This is a genomic window from Streptomyces sp. 2131.1, assembly GCF_900105515.1.
GTDB lineage: Bacteria > Actinomycetota > Actinomycetes > Streptomycetales > Streptomycetaceae > Streptomyces > Streptomyces drozdowiczii.
The window spans coordinates 2,158,143-2,175,235 of sequence record NZ_FNSY01000001.1 but is presented as its reverse complement, the minus strand read 5'-3'; the positions used below and the strand labels follow the sequence as shown (position 1 = coordinate 2,175,235).

The window sequence follows — 17,093 nt, the reverse complement described above, 5'->3', positions numbered from 1 at the left end:
TCGGCCCACAGGCCGGGCGACCGCTCGGGCCGCCGGCCGGGCGACCGGCCGGCCCACCGCTCAGGCGACCGGGAACGCGTAGACCGTGCGCCCGCGCCGGACGACCGCCGTCCTGTCGTACGCCAGTACCTGGTAGCCGGCGGTGACGGTCTCACCCGCGGGGTCCTGGTTGCCGATGTCCTGGAACTTCCACAGGCGCTTGCCGTCGGCCGCCGCGAATGCGGTGACCTGGCCGGCTCCGGCCGCGAGCAGGGTGTCGCCGGAGCCGCTGACGGCGATCTGCGGGGCCGCCGAGTCGGGCGCCGCCTCCGTGGACCGCTGCCACCGCGGCTTCCCGCTCGCCGGGTCGACGGCGCCGACCTCCTGGTTGACGTTGGTGGTGTGCAGCACGCCCTCCGCCGGGACCGAGGGCCCGTAGACCGAGCCGCGTCCGCCCTTCAGTGCCCACTTCGCCTTGCCGTCAGCCGTCCCGAAGGCGCGCAGACCGGTGCCTTCCGCCGCGTACAGCGTGCCGTCCTCGTCGCCCACGGCCGCCGCGTCGAGCCCGACGCCGCCGAACGCCTTGGTCCACTGGAGCTTGCCGGTCTTCCGGTCGTAGCTGCTGAACCGCGACTTCTTCTTGGCGGCCTTCACCTGCGCGGGTGTGAGGGACGACGGGCGCTGCTGCACGACCACGGAGTCCGGGCGGACCGCGACCATCCGGTACGCGGGCGCGACGTCGCCGCGGCCGGTGGGCAGCCCGGTCCGCCACAGCTCCTTGCGCTGCGCGACGTCGTACGCGAACAGGTACGACTTGACGACCTTCTTGTCCTTGCCGCGCTTCTTGCCCTTCTTGGGCTTGGGGGCCTTGACGGTCACCGTGTGCGCGGCGGTGAACCAGATGCTCGTCGCGTCCGCGCCGACCAGGGTGCCGAGCTTGAGCCCCGGCGCGTCCTCGAAACCGTCGGCGCAGGCCAGCCGGTGGGCGACCTTGCCGTCCTTCACGGAGATCCAGAAGAAGGTGTCCCGGCCCGCCACGAAGCAGTGCTCGTCGTCGACGGGCAGCGCGGCCCGGCCCCCGGCGCCGTCCTCGCTCGCCCAGGCCCGGCGCCCGGTGCGCAGGTCCACCGCGCTCGCCCGCTTCTCGTCGGTCAGCACCAGCAGCCGGTCCTTCCAGAGCGCGGCGGTCAGCGGTGCGGGCTCGCCCTCCGGGTGGGTGTAGATCCAGCGCGGCTGCGGGGCCGTCCCGGCCAGGGTGGGCCCGGCCTTGCTGGGCGCGGGCTTCGGGTCCTCGGGGGCCGCCTTCGCGTCGTCGCCGGACCCGGTCGCGTAGACCGCACCCCCGCCGATCAGCAGGCCGGCCAGGCCCGCGGCGCCGCCGAACAGCAGCGCCCGCCGGTCGAGACCGCCCCGCCGGGGCCCGGGGGCCGGCGCGGTGGCCGGGACCGGCGCCGGGGGCACGGGCAGCGGCTGCGGCGCCTGCGGGAACTGCGCCTGCGAAGGCTGAGGCTGGGCCTGCGCCTGGAGCTGGGGCTGCGGGGCGTACGGCTGCTGCGGCTGGTACGTCTCCGTGTTCGGCCACGGGGCGGCGGGCTGCGCGGGCTGGGCGGGCTGCGCGGGCTGGTGCCCGAGGGCCTTGAGCTGCGTCGTACGGGTGTCGAGGACCGGCTCGGACGCCCCGGCCGGCTCCTGCCACGCGGGCACGGGCGGTACGGCGTCCCGGACGTCGGGCGCGGCCTCGCCCGGCCGGGGTTCCGCCGCCAGCCGGTGCGCCGCGACACCCTGCGCGGTCACGTCCGCCGCGAGCCGGTCGGGGAGCCAGCCGCCGGCCGCGAGGGCCGCCGCACCCTCCAGGGCCAGTTCGGCGGCGACCGTCCCCGCCGTGGGGCGGTCCGCCGGATCCTTCGCCAGGCACCGGGCGACCAGGTCGCGCAACGAGTCCGGGACGTCGTCGAGTTCGGGGTCGCCCGCGGCGATGCGCTCGGCGGCACCGGCCGGGTCGCCGGCCGCCAGCGGGGTGCTTCCGGTCGCCGCGTACGCGAGCAGCAGGCCGAGCACGAAGAGGTCGGACGAGGGACCCGCCGCCTCGCCCGCGAGCTGTTCCGGCGTCAGATAGCCGAGCCGCACGGAGAGCCGGCCGCCCTCGCCCGCCTCCGCCTCGGCCGCCGCGCCCAGCGGGCCGAACGCGGTGAGCCGGGGGCCGTCCTCGGCGAGCAGCACGGTGCGGGGGGAGAGGCCCTGGAGGACGTCCCCGGTGGCGTGCACCCGGGACAGCGTCTCGGCGAGGCCGGCGCCCAGTATCCGCACGGCACGCTCGGGCAGCGGCCCCGAGGCCTCGATGGCCTCGGCCAGGGTCAGCGCGGGCACGTACGGCGACGCGGTCCACGGTCCCTCGTCCTCGCCGGAGCCCTCGGCGGGGGTCTCCAGCAGCTCCGCGACCCAGCCGCCGGCCAGCCGGTCCGCGATGCGCGTCTCGGCCTCGAAGCGGCGCCGGAAGGCGGGCAGCGCGGCGAGCGCGGGGCGGGCCGCGGTGACGACGACGAGGTCGGTCCCGGCCTCACCGCGTGCGAGGTACTGCACCGAGGAGGCCGTCTCGCGCAGGCGCGCCAGCACGGTGTACGGCCCGAAACGGCCTGGATCGTCCTGACGCGGCGCCTCCATGGCGCATCCCCCCTCGTAACCGGTCCGGCCTTCCCTGGACCGGACGACCGATCCTAGTGGGGCGGTTCCTCGGGGCTCCGCCCGCCACCGGCCCCCGGCTTGGACCACGGCCACCGCGGCCGGTGCCGCTCGCGTCCTTCGGGGGCGTACTCGTAGACCCAACCCCGTTGCAGGTGCAGCCGCTTGGAGTACCCGGCCGGGGCCCTGCGGTACGCGTACACGGTGGGCGGTCCGCCGGCGGCGTCCGGTACCGGGACCTCGTACCACTTGGGCGGGTGGCCGGTCGCGCCGGTGAGGACGGGCAGCACCCGGCCGTCCAGCGGGCCGCCGACGAAGGCGGTGTTCTCACTTCTCACCGGGCCAGTCTGACCGATCGCGCGGTCGGCCCCGCGCAACCGGTCAGTCGGCCGGCAGCAGATGCGCGGCGACGCGCACCAGCGGGGCCAGCCGGTCCGCCAGCCGGCCGGCCGGGCCCTCCACGGCCTCCAGCGGGAGCAGCGCGGCCACGGCGGCGGCGGTCTGCGGGTCCGAGGCCGAGGTGATGGCCAGCAGGCCGATGAACTGGTCGACCAGCCAGTCGCGCAGCTCGGCCGCGTCCGGCCGCTTGCCCTCGTCGAGCCAGATCAGCGAGGCCGCCTCGACCGCCGCGATCCAGGTGCGGACCATCATGCTCATGCGGGGCGCGGGTTCGCTGTGCTCGTCCTGGCCGAGGTGGAACAGGATCTGCTCGGCCGCCGCGCGCCGAACCTCGTCGACGATGGTGCTCGTCCGGGACGTCTCGGCGACGCTGCCGCCCCGGAGCAGGGCGCTGAAGCCGGCGTCGTGCTCGTCGACGAAGGCCAGGTAGCGGTCGAGGACGCGCGTGACGCGCTCGGTCGGCGGACCCTCGGCGGGCTCGGCGAAGCACAGCTTCAGCTGCTCGGCGGCGGACCGCAGCGCCGCCTCGTACAACTGCTGGCGCCCGCCGGGGAAGTAGCGGTAGACCAGCGGGCGCGACACCCCGGCCACCGTCGCGACCTCGTCGAGCGAGACCTCGTCGGGGGCCCGGTGGGCGAAGAGCGTGAGCGCCGCTGCCAGCAGCTGGGCGCGCCGCTCCTCGACGCTGAGCCTTCGGTACGCACGGCTGGGCGGCGCGGCTGCGGCAGGGGTCATACCGCCCAGACTAAGGGCTGCCACCGCTAGGCCAGGAGGCCCGAGCTCTTCCACAGCCTGCGTCCGACGCCGTTCAGGACGCCGATGTCCTCGAAGAAGTCGGTCAGCCGCCTGGCGCCCGTCTGCATGACCTCGGCGCGGTGTCCGCTGGCCTTCACCTGGGCGACGGCCTCGTGGCGGTTCAGCCCGACGTTCTCGTACACCTGCGGGTTGACGAAGCAGACGGAGAAGACGCGGGCGGCCTGTCCGCAGCTGACGCGGGCCAGTTCGCGTTCCCAGCGGGGCGCGGTGACCATCTGGCGGCGCAGTTCCTCGCGGGCGTAGCGGACGTGACGGGCCTCCTCGATGACGTGGATGCGGGTCACGCCGCGCACCAGGGGCTGGACGCGCTCGTCGGGGAAGGTCAGCCGCTGCATCCAGTCGAGGATCTCCTCGCCGAGCAGCGTCCCGGCGAACGAACCGGGCGTCGTGGACACGCTTTTGAGGACGCGCGCCATGTTGTGGTACCTGCGCGGCACGGCGTACGTGGGCCCGTCGCCCCAGGTGATCATGCGGCCGAACATCATCGAGTGCCGGCACTCGTCGGCGATCTCGGTGAGCGCGTAGCGGACATGGCTGCTGGTCGCGGGCTTGTCGTAGATGTGCCGTACGAGCAGCTGCATGAGGATGATCTCGAACCAGATGCCGAGCGAGGCGAGCGAGGCCGCCTCGTGCCGGGCGAGTTCGAGCCGCTGGTCGTGCGACATGCGCTTCCACAGCGGGGTGTCGTAGAGGGAGATCAGCTCCGGCGGCCAGAACCACTTGCCGTCCTCGGGCAGGGTGTCCCAGTCGAGCTCCTTGTCCGGGTCGAAGGAGTGCTTGGCCGAGGCCTCCAGCAGCCGTTCCGCGATCTGTTCGCGGCCGCGGAGCGGGCCGAGGGCGTCGCGGAGCGTCTGAAGGTCGTTTTCGGAGACGGTCGTCATGGCTGGAGGCACCTCACACATGGGTTACCGGCGGTCACCCTTTATGAGACTGCTTGTCAGCAAGGCCGTCAATCCCTTGTGCCGGACTTGTTGACCGGGCGTCTACCAGCGTGTGAACCTGCCAACTGAGCGGGGAGCCCGCCGACTTCCCGGCATTCGCGAGGCGAAGGAGCCGTCCGTGTCGACCCACGACCTCTACACCACCGCCCCCGACGAACCGCTGTGGACGGTGCCCGCGTCGGGCGCCGCCCGCTTCAGCTGGGACTACGACGACGGCCGTGAGCGCCTTCTCGCCCTGTACCAGAAGGGCAAGGACAAGCAGTGGGACGGCAACAAGCGCATCGACTGGAGCCTGGAGGTCGACCCGTCCGACCCGCTCGGCACCCCCGACGAGGCGCTCACGCTGTACGGCACCCCGCACTGGGCGAAGATGACCGAGAAGGACCGGGGCGAGCTGCGCAAGCACTACACCGCCTGGCAGTTCAGCCAGTTCCTGCACGGCGAGCAGGGCGCGATGATCTGCGCCGCCCGCATCGTGGAGTCCGTCCCCGACATGGACGCCAAGTTCTACTCCGCCACCCAGGCCATGGACGAGGCCCGGCACGCCGAGATCTACGGCCGGTTCCTGCACGAGAAGGTGCAGATGCTCTACCCGGTCAACGACAGCCTCCAGGGCCTGCTCGGCGACACCCTGCGCGACTCCCGCTGGGACATGCCCTACCTCGGCATGCAGGTCCTCATCGAGGGCCTGGCGCTCGCCGCGTTCGGCATGATCCGCGACACCACGACCCGGCCGCTGCCCAAGCAGATCCTGGCGTACGTGATGCAGGACGAGGCCCGCCACGTCGCCTTCGGGCGGATGGCGCTGCGCGACTACTACAAGCAGCTCAGCGACGCGGAACGGCGCGAGCGCGAGGAGTTCGTCATCGAGGGCTGCTACCTGATGCGCGACCGTCTCAGCGGGGTCGAGGTCCTGGAGAACTTCGGCATCGGCAAGCAGCAGGCGAAGGACCTCTCGGAGCACTCCGAATTCCTCCAGCTCTTCCGCAAGCTGCTGTTCAGCCGGATCGTCCCGTGCGTCAAGGACATCGGCCTGTGGGGCGAACGGCTGCAGAAGGCGTACGTCGACATGGGCGTCCTCGAACTCGGCGACTCCAACCTGGATCTGCTCATGGCCCAGGACGAGGAGATAGCCGAGCAACTGGACAAGGACCGCTTCGCGGCGGAGGAGCAGGAGCGCGTGGCGGAGGTGGCAGAGGCGATAGCCCAGGGCGGTACGGACGCCTGACGGGCCCGCACCGGCGGTAGAAAGCGTGTTCGCGCCCATGCCGTAACTTGGGCGCCATGACCACGCCCCCGCCCCCGCAGGGTCCGTACGGTGCGCCCCAGGGCCCCTGCGGGCCGCCGCAGCACCAGCCGAATCCGTACGCCCAGCAGCCGGGACCGGGACAGCAGCAGCCCTACGGGTACCCGCAGCCGCCCGTGCCCCAGCCCTGGGGCACGGTGCCCGGCGGACCGGGGTTCCCGCCGCCGCGCCGGACCCGGACGGGCCTGATCGTGGGGGTCGTCGTCGGGGCGCTCGTGGTGGCGGGCGGGATCGCCTTCGGGGTCTCGCGGCTGGTGGGCGCGGCGGACGACGGCAAGCTGCCGGGGACGAAGGCGTTCCCGCCGGCGGAGTACAGGCTGACCGTGCGGAAGACGTTGCTGAACGACGAGTACACCCTCCAGGCGGACACCTCGGCGACGGACGGCAAGGAGGTCGAAGAGACGTACGACCCGTCCATCCGCGACGCGAAGGCGGTGGTTGCGCAGTACACGTCGAAGAGCGGCGGCACGGTCATCGTGTCCGGCATGTGGGGCCGCATCAAGTCGCCGAAGTTCGCCCGCGACAAGATCTTGGAGGGGGCCGCCGAGGCCGACGGGGTGACCGTGGCCGTACCGGCCCGGGAGTTCACGCCCGCCGGCTACGGGATCACCGTCGCCTGCGAGGTCGTGCGGTCGAAGGAGAACGGGATAGGCGGCAGCACGCTGCCGATGTGCGCCTGGAGCGACGACAACACGGGTGCCCTCGTCGCCGTCGTCACCGCCGAGACCGCGCTCCAGGACCCGGCCGAGGTCGACCTCGCCGAGGCGGCGCGACAGGCCGCGCAGGTCCGCAAGGAGATGCGCGAGCCGATCGGCGCCGGCACGGCGGGCTGACCGCTCCGGGCGGCCGTTACTGCGAGACCTCGATGATCTTCCCGTCCTTGTCGAGGCTGTGCTCGTTCCAGTACGTCCACCACTTGTCGTCGACGTGCTTCGGGACCTTGCCCTCGGGGTAGCGGGCGTATCCCTTGGGCGGCTCCTGGCCGTCCTTCACGCACGCGCTGCCGGTGCTGCCGATGTACAGCACCGGGTACTCGCCGCCGGCGCAGACCGCGTCCGCCGTCGAGCAGGCGGACGTGAGCAGCGCGAGGACCGCGCCGCCGACGGTGAGGGCGGCGGTGGTCCGCAGACGACGGGAACGGCCGGCTGTACGCATCTGGCACTCCTTCAGGGGGGTGGCTGTCGGAGTCCAGGCTGCCCTCCCGGAGGCCGCGCCGCCCTGAGTACACGTACTCACCTGCGAGGTAGGCGTACTTGTGCGAACGGTCCGCCTCCGCGCGACAGGACACGCTCCACCGCCCGCGCCGCGCACAGGAGTTCGGCGTCCCGCCCCCGGCCGGCCACCAGCTGGAGGCCGGCCGGGCAGCCGTCCGCCGTGAAGCCGGCCGGCACGCTTGCCGCCGGATGCCCGCTCAGGTTGAACGCCCAGGTCAGCGCCGTGGAGTAGGCCTCGCCCGGGCCCTCGTGCCCGTGCGGACGGTTGGGCGTGACGGGGGTCAGGAGCAGGGGTGTACGGGCGAAGAAGGCGTCCAGGCGGCGGTCGTTCTCCTCGCGCACCTCCGCCTCCGACGGCCGTACGTCCCCGCCGCGCACCGCGAACCAGGCCGACGCCGGGTCCAGCAGCTCGCAGCCGCCCCCGGCGAGCCGCACCACCCCGGCCGCCACCAGCCGCCGCACCGCCTCCCCGACCACGGCCGCCACCTCCGGCTCGGTCTCCGCGAACCCCAGGTCCGGGCTGTAGGCGGCGGACAGCGGCAGCAGCGCCGGGGCCGGGGCGTAGTCGTCCAGCACGCAGCGCAGATACGTCTCCGCCTCCGCCGCCGAGGCCGCCAGCACCCCGGCGGACGCGAGGCCCGTCCGGTCCGGCGAGGGCAGCAGCCCGTTCGTCGTCTTCAGCCCGAACACCCCGCACCAGCCGGCCGGGACGCGCACCGACCCCGCCCCGTCGCTGCCCGTCGCCAGCGGCACCAGGCCCGCCGCGACCGCCGCCGCCGAGCCCGCCGACGAACCGCCCGGAGTCCGGTCCGGGCGCCAGGGGTTGACCGTACGGCCGTGCCGCCCGAGGCCCCATGTCTTCCAGTACGTCCCCGGACCGGGCACGGAGGTCGAGCCGACCGGGACACCGCCGGCCGCGACCAGCCGCCGGGCCGCGTACGAGCGGATGCCGGTGCGGCCCTTCACCGCAAAGGGGAGCCCGGCCAGCGGCAGCCGGGACGCGGCCGGGAGCCGGGCGAGCGCGTCCTCGTGCCACACGTCGAGGAAGGCGCGGAGCCCGGGGTCCTCGCGGTCGATGGAGGCCAGCACCTCGCGCAGTTCCCCGGAATCGGCCATGGGCTCAGTCTTCCAGGGCCGCTTCCATCACGGCCCGGGCGATCGGGGCCGCGCTGCCGCCGCCGCTGATGTCGGCGCGGTCGGCCTCGGCGTCCTCGACGACCACGGCGACCGCGACCGCCGGGCGGGCCGCTCCGTCCGCCTGCGCCCAGGAGATGAACCAGGCGTACGGCAGGTCGGAGTTGTCGACGCCGTGCTGGGCCGTGCCGGTCTTGCCGCCGACCGTCGCCCCGTCGATCGCCGCGTTGGTGCCCGTACCGTCCTGGACGACGTCGATCATCATCTGCCGCAGCCGCGTCGCCGTCAGCGGGTTCATGGCCCGGTGGTACGACTTCGAACCCGTGGTGTGCACGGTGGCGCCGTCGTGCTTGGTCGTCCGCTCCACCAGGTGCGGGTACATCAGCTCCCCGCCGTTGGCGACGGCCGCCGCGACCATCGCCATCTGGAGCGGGGTCGCCGTGGTGTCGAACTGGCCGATCGAGGACTGCGCGAGCTGGTCGTCGCTCATGTCCGTGTCGAAGTTGCTCTTCGCCACCCCGGACGGGACCTTCAGACCGGTGTCGTTGAAGCCGAACCGCTCGGCAGCCTCCACCATCCCGTCGAGCCCGACCTCCACCCCCAGGTGCGCCATCACCGTGTTGCAGGACACCCGGATCGCGTCCGCCAGCGACGCCTTCTCGCAGCCGCGCGACTCGTTGGGCAGCACGGTCGAGGTGCCCGGCAGGACGTACGGGGACGGGGTGTCGGTCTCCGCGTCCGGATCGGTGACGACCTCCGCGTCCAGCGCGGCCGCCGCCGTCACGATCTTGAACGTGGAGCCGGGCGGATAGGTCTGCCGGATCGCCCGGTTCAGCATGGGCCGGCTGTCCGCCGCGTTCAGCTCCCGCCAGGCACCGGTGACGGACGAGCCGGTCCCGGACAGCCGCTCGGGGTCGTACGAGGGGGTGGAGACCAGCGCCAGGACGCGCCCGGTGGCCGGTTCGACGGCCGCGACCGCGCCCCGCCGGTTGCCCAGCCCCTCGTACGCGGCGCGCTGCATCGCGTCCCGGACCGTGGTGACGACGTCGCCGCCGGGCTGACGGGTCCGGCTGACCTCGCCCCACAGCGGGAGCGGGGCGAGCAGCGGGTCGGTGCCGGAGAGGATGTCGTCCTCGGCGTTCTCGATGAGCGTGGTGCCGTACGTCTGCGAGGCGTAGCCGGTCACCGGCGCGTACAGCGGCCCGTACCGGTAGGTCCGTTCGTACGCGAGCTGCTCTCCGGTGTCCTTCGAGCCGGTGACGGGCCGGCCGTCGACCAGGATGTTGCCGCGCGGCTCGTCGTAGCGGGCGATGGTGGTACGCCGGTTGGCCGGGTTGTCGTCCAGCTCGTCGGCCTCGAAGACCTGGACCCGGGCGGCGTTGGCCAGCAGCGCCACGAGCAGCAGCAGGCAGAACGCGGCGGCGTGCCGGATGTACCGGATCACCGCTCGCCCTCCGCGCCGGGCCGCTCCGCCGGGACCGCTGCCACGACCCCCGTCTCCACGTCGTCCGGCGCCGGTCTGCGGGCGAGATCGCTGACCCGGATCAGCAGCGCCACGATGATCCAGTTGGTGACCACGGAAGAACCGCCCTGCGCCAGGAACGGCATCGCCATCCCGGTCAGCGGGATCAGCCCCGTCACCCCGCCCGCGATCACGAAGACCTGGAGCGCCAGGATCGAGGCCAGGCCGATCGCGAGGAGCCGCCCGAACGCGTCGCGCAGGGCCAGCCCGGCCCGGTAGCCGCGCGCCACCAGCAGCGCGTACAGCAGGAAGACCGCGGTCAGACCGGTGTACCCCAGCTCCTCGCCCGCCGTCGCCAGGATGAAGTCCGACTTGGCGGCGAAGCCGATCAGGACGGAGTGGCCGAGCCCGAGCCCCGTACCGAGCATCCCGCCGGCGGCGAAGGCGAACAGCGACTGGGCGAGCTGTCCGGGCCCCCGTCCGGCGTCGATCGAGGCGAACGGATCGAGCCAGTCCTGCACCCGGCTGTGCACATGCGGTTCGAACGAGCCGACGACGAACGCGCCGACCGCCGCGAGCAGCAGCCCCACCGCGATCCAGCCGCGCCGCCCGGTGGCCACGTACAGCAGGATCACGAAGAGGCCGAAGAACAGCAGCGAGGTGCCCAGGTCGCGTTCCAGGACCAGGACGCCGACGCTGATCAGCCAGATCGCGACGATCGGGCCGAGTACCCGCCCGGTGGGCAGCTGGAACCTCCAGATCTTGCGGCCGGTGTACGCGAGGGCGTTGCTGTTCGCCGCGAGGTAGGCGGCGAAGAACACCGCGAGCAGGATCTTGGCGAACTCCCCGGGCTGGAAGGAGAAACCGCCGATCCTGATCCAGATCTTCGCCCCGTTCACCGCCGGGAAGAAGATCGGCACGATCATCAGGACGAGCGCGGCGGCGACCGAGAGGTACGCGTAGCGCTGGAGCACCCGGTGGTCGCGCAGGAACGCCACCACGGCGATGAAGAACGCGACGCCGATCGTGGACCAGATCAGCTGGGTCGTCGCCGCCCGCTCGCCCGGGGTCTCCAGGTCGAGCCGGTAGATCAGCACCAGGCCGAGCCCGTTGAGCAGGACGGCGATGGGCAGCAGCAGCGGATCGGCGTACGGGGCGCGCAGCCGGACCGCGAGATGGGCGAGCAGCGCGAGCAGCCCGAGACCGCCGCCGTACCCCGCGACATCGGGCGGGACCGCCCCGTCGTGGGCCAGTCCGACCGCGGCGTAGCCGTAGACGGAGATCAGGACGGCCCCGATGAGGAGCGAGAGTTCCACGCCGCGCCGCCGGGGCAGGCGCAGCTCGGGCGGGGGTGCGTCCGCCGTCGATGCGGTCATGCCCCGCAACGTAGCAAGACGCGGACGTTATGTCGGTTATGTGACGTGCGGGGGCGGCGCGTACGGGCGGCTCATGGCGCTTCGCCGTCCAGGGATACGTAGTGAGGCAGCGTCAGCCGGGCGACCGCGCCGCCGTCCGGCGCGTTCCCGAAGGTCAGGGCCGCGCCCATCGCCTCGGCCTGGCCGGCCGCGATGGTCAGCCCGAGGCCGTGCCCCTTGCCGCCGGCCTCGGTGCGGAAGCGCTGCGGGCCGCCCGCCCTCAGGTACTCGGGGAAGCCGTCGCCGTGGTCCCGTACGGTCACCACCGGCCCGTCGACGGTGAGCACCACGGGCGGCCTGCCGTGCCGGTGGGCGTTGCTGATCAGGTTGCCCAGGACGCGTTCGAGGCGCCGCTTGTCCGTCTCGACGCGCACCGGCTCCCCGGTGACCTCGACCACGGTGCCGGTGCCCCGCGCCACGCGGGCGGCGAGCGGGGCCAGTTCGTGGACGTCCAGGTCGACGTGTTCGGTACCGGTGTCCAGGCGCGAGATCTCCAGCAGGTCCTCGGTCAGCGCGCGCAGGGCGCGGGCCCGGTCCTGCACCAGCTCGGACGGGCGGCCCGGCGGCAGCAGTTCGGCGGCGGCCGACAGGCCCGTCAGCGGGGTCCGCAGCTCGTGCGCCACATCGGCGGTGAACCGCTGTTCGGCCTGGAGCTTGCGCTGGAGCGCCGAAGCCATGGTGTCGAGCGCCCCCGCGACGACGGCGACCTCGTCCTGCCGGCGCGCCGGGTCCGCCGTGCGCGGGTCGTCGACGCGGGCGTCCAGGTCGCCCGCCCCGATCCGCCGGGCCACCCGGGCGGTCTGGTGGAGCCGCCGGGTGACCCGGGTGACGGCGAAGGCGCCGACCAGCAGCGTGGCGCCGATCGCCAGCAGCGAGGAGCCGATGATCGCCCCGTCCAGGCCGTTGATGGTGCGGGCGCTCTGGCCGTAGTCGGTCCAGGCGGCCAGCGCCCGCCCGTTGTCCGCCGGGGCGGCCGCCCACATCACCGGCCGCCCGAGGAACCTGCCGACCATCGTGCCGCGCCGCCCGCCCGCCGCCAGCACCCGCAGTGCCCCCGGCAGCCCCGGCGGGTCCACCCCGGAACGCGGTGGCAGCGCCTCGCCCGCCTCGTAGGCGCGCGACACCCCGGTCAGCCGGGCGAGGGACTTCTCGCGGGCGTGACCGACCGTCTGGCGGGTGACGGCGGTGTGCACCAGGACGCCGAGGAGCGCGGCGAGCACGCAGCACATCACGGTGATGAACACCGCGGCCTTCCACGTCAGCGTCGCCGTCCAGGCGGGCAGCCGCGGCCGGCGCCGCCGCCTCGCCGCGACCGCCCGCCGGCTCACCGGCGCTCCGCGGAGACGGAGGCCGTGGGCCGGGGTGTGCGCGGTGCGGAGGGGCGCGGGACCGGCGTGCGCCGCCCGGCGTCCCGGGTGCGCAGGATCTCGTCCTGCGTCGGCAGCATCGCGCGCTGCCGGTCGTCCCAGGACCACGCCGTGCGGTACTCGTACCCCGTGATCGCCGACGGCGCCCGCATGATGAGGTCGCGGCCGGCGAGCTGGACGCTGATGACCGCGTCCGAGGTGGACATGATGCGGGTCAGTCCGCCGGACTCCGGCATGTAGACGCGTACGGAGAGCTGGCGTCCCGGCATGCGGACGGCGAGGACCATCTCGTCCCTGCCGTCGCCCGTGAGATCCCGGAAGTACGGCGGCAGCACCGGGCAGGAGCCGGGCGCTCTGCGGCAGGCGTTGATCGCGTCGACGGTCTTCGCGGGCAGCTCGTCGGCCACGTCGGACCGCTCGGGCGGCACCTTCAGGCCCGCGCGCACCACCGCCACCGGGTCCAGCCGGCGCACGTCGCCGCCGGTGACCCGGATGCCGGGGATGCGCGCGGTCTCGCCCTCGCCGTAGTCGTAGGGCGCGGCGGACGCCGGCGGCAGCGTCGGCCACAGGCGCACCGGGCCGATCGCGGCCGGGGTCCGGCCCGCGCTCCGCAGTTCCCCGCCGGTGCCGCAGCCGGCCAGCAGTGATGCGCCCAGGATCACCAGGGCGGGCAGCCGCTGACGCATGACTTCCTCCGTTCCGGACGGACGGGCCGATGGGCGGTGGCGCGTCCCCGCGCGGCACCGTCCTGCTGACCCTATTTCGGAAGGAAGTCCCTTATGCGTATTTAGTGCTGATGTGCAGTCGGCTTTCGTGCTGACGTGCGGTCGGCGTGGACGCGCCGGTCACTGCTGGTACGGGTTCTGCCCCTGGCCCGGCGCCCCCGACGCGTACCCCTGCTGCGGGGCCTGTCCGAACGGGTTGCCGTCCTGCGAGGCCACGTGCTGCGCCAGCAGCTGGTCGGCCTGCTCCTTGGGTATCCGCTGCTCGCCGCCGCAGAACGTGCACTGCGTGGCGTACTTCGTCGAGAACGGGAACAGCGGCACGAAGAACAGCGTGAACTTCGTGACCCGCTTGCGCAGCGTGTGCGCCGCCGGGTTCCCGCACCAGCCGCAGACCAGCGTCAGGACCGCCAGCTGGTACAGATAACCTCGCGTGCCGAAAATGATCATGTGGGTTCCTTCCCCGTGTTCCCCAGGAGCGCCCGGCGGCAGAGCGCGAGCAGCTTTTCGTCGGTGTACGTGTGGTGGCTGCCGCGGTCCCCGTCCGGCGCGTTGTGACGGCGTACGGAGGTCAGCTCGGTGAGCAGCACGCGTGCCGCGTCCGACCCTGCACCGGCGGGCCTCATGCGCGCCAGGCATTCCGCCACCCGGACCCGGACGTGAGGGTTCTGCGCCCAGGCCGCCAGCAGCACCGGGACGGACTCCTCGGCACGACCGGAAACCTCCCACAGAGCGATCGCCGCGTCCACCCGCAGCCACAGTGACTCGTGGCGCAGCAGGGCCCGCAGCCGGGGCGCGGCCACCGCCGCCCGCCCGCCCAGCCGGCCCACCGCCTCCGCCGCCGCGCGCCGCGCGTCCACGTCCGCGGCTCCCAGCCCCTCGATCAGCGCGGGCAGCACCGCCCCGGCGTCCCCCTCCACCGCCCACAGGGCCCCGGCCGCCTCGGCCGCCTCCGCCGTACCGCCGCGCAGCACCATGGCCCGCAGCTCCGGCACGGCGCAGCGGGCGGCCGGCCCGAAGGAGGCGAGCGCCCGCAGTGCCACCGCACGCACCCACTCGCCCCGGGGCTCCGGGGCGTCGCGCAGCACCCGCAGCACCTCCGGGGCGGCCTCGCCCGCCCGTAGCGCGGTCAGCGCGACCAGCAGCGGGACCACCCGGTCGTACGCCCGCTCGTCGAGCACCTCCTCGCCCAGCCGGCGCCGCAGCGCACCGGTCAGCGGCCGGGCCGCCTCGCCCAGGCGGGCCAGTCCGGGCCCCACGTCGTACGGCACCAGGGGGCGGCCGAGGGCTGCCGTCAGGGCCGGCAGGGCGCGCGGGTCGCCCAGCCGGGCCAGGGCCTTCACCGCGCTGCCCAGCTGGGTCCGCCCGTCCGGCCAGGTCCGCACCCACGCCCCCGGGTCCGCCGCGACCCGCTCCGCCAGCGCGTCCGCCGCCGGGGCGGCCAGCCCGAACAGCCCCTCCAGCAGGTGCGAGGCGGCCTCGGCGAGCCTCGGTTCGGGCGCGGCGAGCTGCTCGCCCACCACCCGGACCAGCTCCGCGTAGGAACCCCGCCAGCCGCCTATGAGCCCTTCGCTCAGGCGGACGGCGTCCACGCGCTGCCAGGGGTCGGGGCTGCGCAGCTGCTCGGCCAGCAGGGCCGCCCGCTCGGCGACGCGGTCGTCGAGCCCGGCGTGCAGCGTGCGCAGCAGATCGGCCGTCCAGGGCGCGGCCCGTCCCGCCGTCTCCTCGGCGGACAGCGCCCGCACCTGCCCCAGCAGCGTGACCGGGGCCGCCTCGGCGCCCGCCCCCGGCGCCTCGGCGGCGCGGGTCCGGGGGCCGCCGGGCCCGGGGGACGTACGCAGCTTCCGCAGCAGGCCCGTCACCAAGGCCACCACGTCGTCCGGCAGCGAGCGCGGTGCGCAGCGCGCCAGCTGGGCGAGAGCCGCCAGCCGCAGCCCCGGCGGATTGGCCTCGGCGGCCAGCCGGCTCAGCCAGTCGGCCACCGGGGCGGCCAGGGTTCCGTGGCGCAGCGCGAGCCGTCCGGCCGCCTCCACCAGGGCGAACCGCACCTCCTCGTCCGGCTCCGCCGCCAGCCGGGCCCGCAGCAGGGTCAGCACCCCGGCCGGGTCGTCGTGCAGGGCGGCCAGGGCAAGCGGGGCGCTCAGCCGTACACCCGGGTCCTCGTCGGCCAGCAGCGTGAGGAAGACCCCGGCGTTCGCGGTGACGGCCGCCGCCGCCATCGCGTAGTTGGCCGCGCCCTCCGCCTCCTCCTCGTCCAGCTCCTCCTCGTCGTCCTCGCCGAGGTCGATGCCGCCGATGCTGGTCAGTAACTCGACCAGGTCGCCCCGGTCCACGACCGCGGGATCGGTGACCAGCTCGAAGAGGAACGGGATGCAGGCGAGCGTGCACGGATAGACGTCGCCCTGGTGGTGCACCGCCCCGTACATCCCGTCCAGGGCCCGTTCGCGCTCCGCCGGATCGGCGGACGCCAGCCCGCGCAGCAGGGCCGGCACATCGTCCGCCGGTCCGTAGGCGTGCTCCATCGAGGCCCAGTCGACCTCGTCGATCCCCGCGAACACGCCATCGCCTCCCCGCAGACGTCACGCAAGCAGTGTCTGCGCAGAGTGTGCACCACGGCCGGGACCATCCGGCCACCCCACGCACGCTTTTGCCCCGGAACATGACAAGAGTCGGGCGCGTGCGGTATGGCGGTACGAGCGGGGTGCGTACGGCTATGCGGCCGGAAGCGGGCGGCCCTCTTCCGGGTCGCACAGCGGGGCGAGCAGGTCGCCGTACCGGTCCAGCCGTCCCGCCATGTCGCCCGCCAGGAGGGCCAGGTCACCGGGGGAGCGGCAGCCCTCGATCTCCGCCCAGGTGACCGGCGCGGACACGGACGGCTCGGCGCGGGCGCGCAGGGTGTAGGGCGTGGCGGTGGTCTTCGCGGCGGCGTTCTGGCTGAAGTCGACGAACACCTTGCCGGGCCGCAGCGCCCGCCGCATCCGGTGCACCACCAGTTCCGGCAGCTCCTTCTCCCCCCGGACGGCCAGCCCCTTCGCGTACGCCGACACCGCCGCCGAGTCCGTGGGGGTGATCGGGACCAGCAGGTGCAGGCCCTTGGAGCCCGAGGTCTTCCCGTACGCTGTCAGGCCGTCCTCGGCCAGCCGCTCCCGCAGCCACAGTGCCACCCGGCAGCACTCCACGACCGTGGCGGGCGCCCCGGGGTCCAGGTCGAACACCAGCCGGTCGGCCACCGCCGGCGTCCCGGCCCGCCACTGCGGGGTGTGGAACTCCACCACCAGGTTGGCGGCCCACATCAGGGAGGCCAGATCGTCCACGACCACCTGCTCGGACGGCTCGCTCTCGCGGTGCGGCACCGGGGCCCTGCGTACCCAGGACGGAGTACCGGGCGGCGGGTTCTTCGTGAAGAACAGCTGCCCCTCCGGCCCGTCCGGATAGCGCAGGAACGACACCGGCCGGTCCCGCAGATGCGCCAGCAGCACCCCGGAAGCCGTGGCCGCGTAGTAGTGCAGCACCTCGCCCTTGGTGGTGCCGGTGGCCGGATACAGCACCTTGTCCAGGTTGCTCAGGGACAGCCGTCGCCCCTCCACCTCGGTGATCGGCGTCATACGATAAGAATCACACGCGAAACGTACGTTTCCTCGCAGATACGGATCCAAGGG

At 73.9% G+C, this 17,093-nt stretch carries 15 protein-coding genes; 2 read left to right on the top strand and 13 right to left on the bottom strand.

Annotation, left to right across the window (positions count from 1 at the left end; translation table 11 throughout):
- Window positions 1–60 precede the first annotated feature (60 nt).
- From BLW14_RS09520 to BLW14_RS09505, 4 genes are read right to left on the bottom strand one after another with little or no spacing between them, the layout of a single operon-like run.
- On the bottom strand, window positions 61–2,640 hold the full coding sequence (locus BLW14_RS09520) for an outer membrane protein assembly factor BamB family protein (RefSeq protein WP_093706211.1): 2,580 nt from the start codon (window positions 2,638–2,640) through the stop codon (window positions 61–63).
- A gap of 53 nt (window positions 2,641–2,693) precedes the next feature.
- Window positions 2,694–2,996 (bottom strand): hypothetical protein, encoded by a 303-nt coding sequence (locus BLW14_RS09515; protein WP_093706209.1) that lies wholly within the window; start codon window positions 2,994–2,996, stop codon window positions 2,694–2,696.
- Between the two features lie 43 nt (window positions 2,997–3,039).
- The gene (locus BLW14_RS09510) at window positions 3,040–3,792 is read right to left on the bottom strand and encodes a TetR/AcrR family transcriptional regulator (protein ID WP_093706207.1); all 753 of its coding nucleotides are present in this window, start codon (window positions 3,790–3,792) and stop codon (window positions 3,040–3,042) included.
- A gap of 26 nt (window positions 3,793–3,818) precedes the next feature.
- The gene (locus BLW14_RS09505; RefSeq protein WP_093706205.1) at window positions 3,819–4,754 is read right to left on the bottom strand and encodes an AurF N-oxygenase family protein; all 936 of its coding nucleotides are present in this window, start codon (window positions 4,752–4,754) and stop codon (window positions 3,819–3,821) included.
- Window positions 4,755–4,932: 178 nt separating this feature from the next.
- On the opposite strand from BLW14_RS09505, the gene BLW14_RS09500 reads away from it, so the two are divergent.
- Both BLW14_RS09500 and BLW14_RS09495 read left to right on the top strand, forming a co-directional pair.
- Window positions 4,933–6,042 (top strand): ferritin-like domain-containing protein, encoded by a 1,110-nt coding sequence (locus tag BLW14_RS09500; protein ID WP_093706203.1) that lies wholly within the window; start codon window positions 4,933–4,935, stop codon window positions 6,040–6,042.
- Between the two features lie 56 nt (window positions 6,043–6,098).
- Window positions 6,099–6,953, top strand: a complete 855-nt coding sequence (locus BLW14_RS09495; RefSeq protein ID WP_093706201.1) for a hypothetical protein — start codon at window positions 6,099–6,101, stop codon at window positions 6,951–6,953.
- Between the two features lie 16 nt (window positions 6,954–6,969).
- Here BLW14_RS09495 and BLW14_RS09490 read toward each other — a convergent pair whose 3' ends face one another.
- The 9 genes from BLW14_RS09490 to ligD form a co-directional block, all read right to left on the bottom strand.
- Entirely contained in the window at window positions 6,970–7,275 is a 306-nt protein-coding gene (locus tag BLW14_RS09490) for an SCO0607 family lipoprotein (RefSeq protein ID WP_093706199.1), read from the bottom strand.
- Window positions 7,276–7,352: 77 nt separating this feature from the next.
- Complete coding sequence (locus BLW14_RS09485) at window positions 7,353–8,450, bottom strand: amidase family protein (RefSeq protein WP_093706197.1); 1,098 nt, start codon at window positions 8,448–8,450, stop codon at window positions 7,353–7,355.
- A 4-nt stretch (window positions 8,451–8,454) separates the two neighbouring features.
- On the bottom strand, window positions 8,455–9,912 hold the full coding sequence (locus BLW14_RS09480; RefSeq protein WP_093706195.1) for a penicillin-binding transpeptidase domain-containing protein: 1,458 nt from the start codon (window positions 9,910–9,912) through the stop codon (window positions 8,455–8,457).
- Window positions 9,909–11,306 carry an FtsW/RodA/SpoVE family cell cycle protein gene (locus tag BLW14_RS09475; protein WP_093706193.1) on the bottom strand — a complete coding sequence of 466 codons (1,398 nt, stop codon included), beginning with the start codon at window positions 11,304–11,306 and terminating at the stop codon, window positions 9,909–9,911. Before BLW14_RS09475 ends, BLW14_RS09480 begins: the two co-directional genes overlap by 4 nt.
- Before the next feature lie 71 nt (window positions 11,307–11,377).
- Window positions 11,378–12,673 (bottom strand): sensor histidine kinase, encoded by a 1,296-nt coding sequence (locus BLW14_RS09470; protein ID WP_093706191.1) that lies wholly within the window; start codon window positions 12,671–12,673, stop codon window positions 11,378–11,380.
- The gene (locus BLW14_RS09465; RefSeq protein ID WP_093706189.1) at window positions 12,670–13,398 is read right to left on the bottom strand and encodes a hypothetical protein; all 729 of its coding nucleotides are present in this window, start codon (window positions 13,396–13,398) and stop codon (window positions 12,670–12,672) included. Before BLW14_RS09465 ends, BLW14_RS09470 begins: the two co-directional genes overlap by 4 nt.
- Before the next feature lie 159 nt (window positions 13,399–13,557).
- Window positions 13,558–13,884, bottom strand: coding sequence for a zinc ribbon domain-containing protein (locus BLW14_RS09460; protein ID WP_093706187.1), 327 nt, complete (start codon window positions 13,882–13,884; stop codon window positions 13,558–13,560).
- Window positions 13,881–15,992, bottom strand: a complete 2,112-nt coding sequence (locus tag BLW14_RS09455) for a HEAT repeat domain-containing protein (RefSeq protein WP_093706185.1) — start codon at window positions 15,990–15,992, stop codon at window positions 13,881–13,883. The genes BLW14_RS09460 and BLW14_RS09455 overlap by 4 nt, the downstream gene beginning before the upstream one ends.
- A 153-nt stretch (window positions 15,993–16,145) precedes the next feature.
- Window positions 16,146–17,039, bottom strand: a complete 894-nt coding sequence (ligD, locus tag BLW14_RS09450) for a non-homologous end-joining DNA ligase (RefSeq protein WP_093706183.1) — start codon at window positions 17,037–17,039, stop codon at window positions 16,146–16,148.
- Window positions 17,040–17,093: the final 54 nt, after the last annotated feature.

What these genes read in the sequence shown, in the direction of transcription:
- BLW14_RS09520 (WP_093706211.1), bottom strand. Translation starts at nt 2,640, where the DNA reads ATGGAGGCGCCGCGTCAGGACGATCCAGGCCGTTTCGGGCCGTACACC.
- BLW14_RS09510 (WP_093706207.1), bottom strand. Translation starts at nt 3,792, where the DNA reads ATGACCCCTGCCGCAGCCGCGCCGCCCAGCCGTGCGTACCGAAGGCTC.
- BLW14_RS09505 (WP_093706205.1), bottom strand. Translation starts at nt 4,754, where the DNA reads ATGACGACCGTCTCCGAAAACGACCTTCAGACGCTCCGCGACGCCCTC.
- BLW14_RS09495 (WP_093706201.1), top strand. Translation starts at nt 6,099, where the DNA reads ATGACCACGCCCCCGCCCCCGCAGGGTCCGTACGGTGCGCCCCAGGGC.
- BLW14_RS09490 (WP_093706199.1), bottom strand. Translation starts at nt 7,275, where the DNA reads ATGCGTACAGCCGGCCGTTCCCGTCGTCTGCGGACCACCGCCGCCCTC.
- BLW14_RS09485 (WP_093706197.1), bottom strand. Translation starts at nt 8,450, where the DNA reads ATGGCCGATTCCGGGGAACTGCGCGAGGTGCTGGCCTCCATCGACCGC.
- BLW14_RS09475 (WP_093706193.1), bottom strand. Translation starts at nt 11,306, where the DNA reads ATGACCGCATCGACGGCGGACGCACCCCCGCCCGAGCTGCGCCTGCCC.
- BLW14_RS09465 (WP_093706189.1), bottom strand. Translation starts at nt 13,398, where the DNA reads ATGCGTCAGCGGCTGCCCGCCCTGGTGATCCTGGGCGCATCACTGCTG.
- BLW14_RS09460 (WP_093706187.1), bottom strand. Translation starts at nt 13,884, where the DNA reads ATGATCATTTTCGGCACGCGAGGTTATCTGTACCAGCTGGCGGTCCTG.
- ligD (WP_093706183.1), bottom strand. Translation starts at nt 17,039, where the DNA reads ATGACGCCGATCACCGAGGTGGAGGGGCGACGGCTGTCCCTGAGCAAC.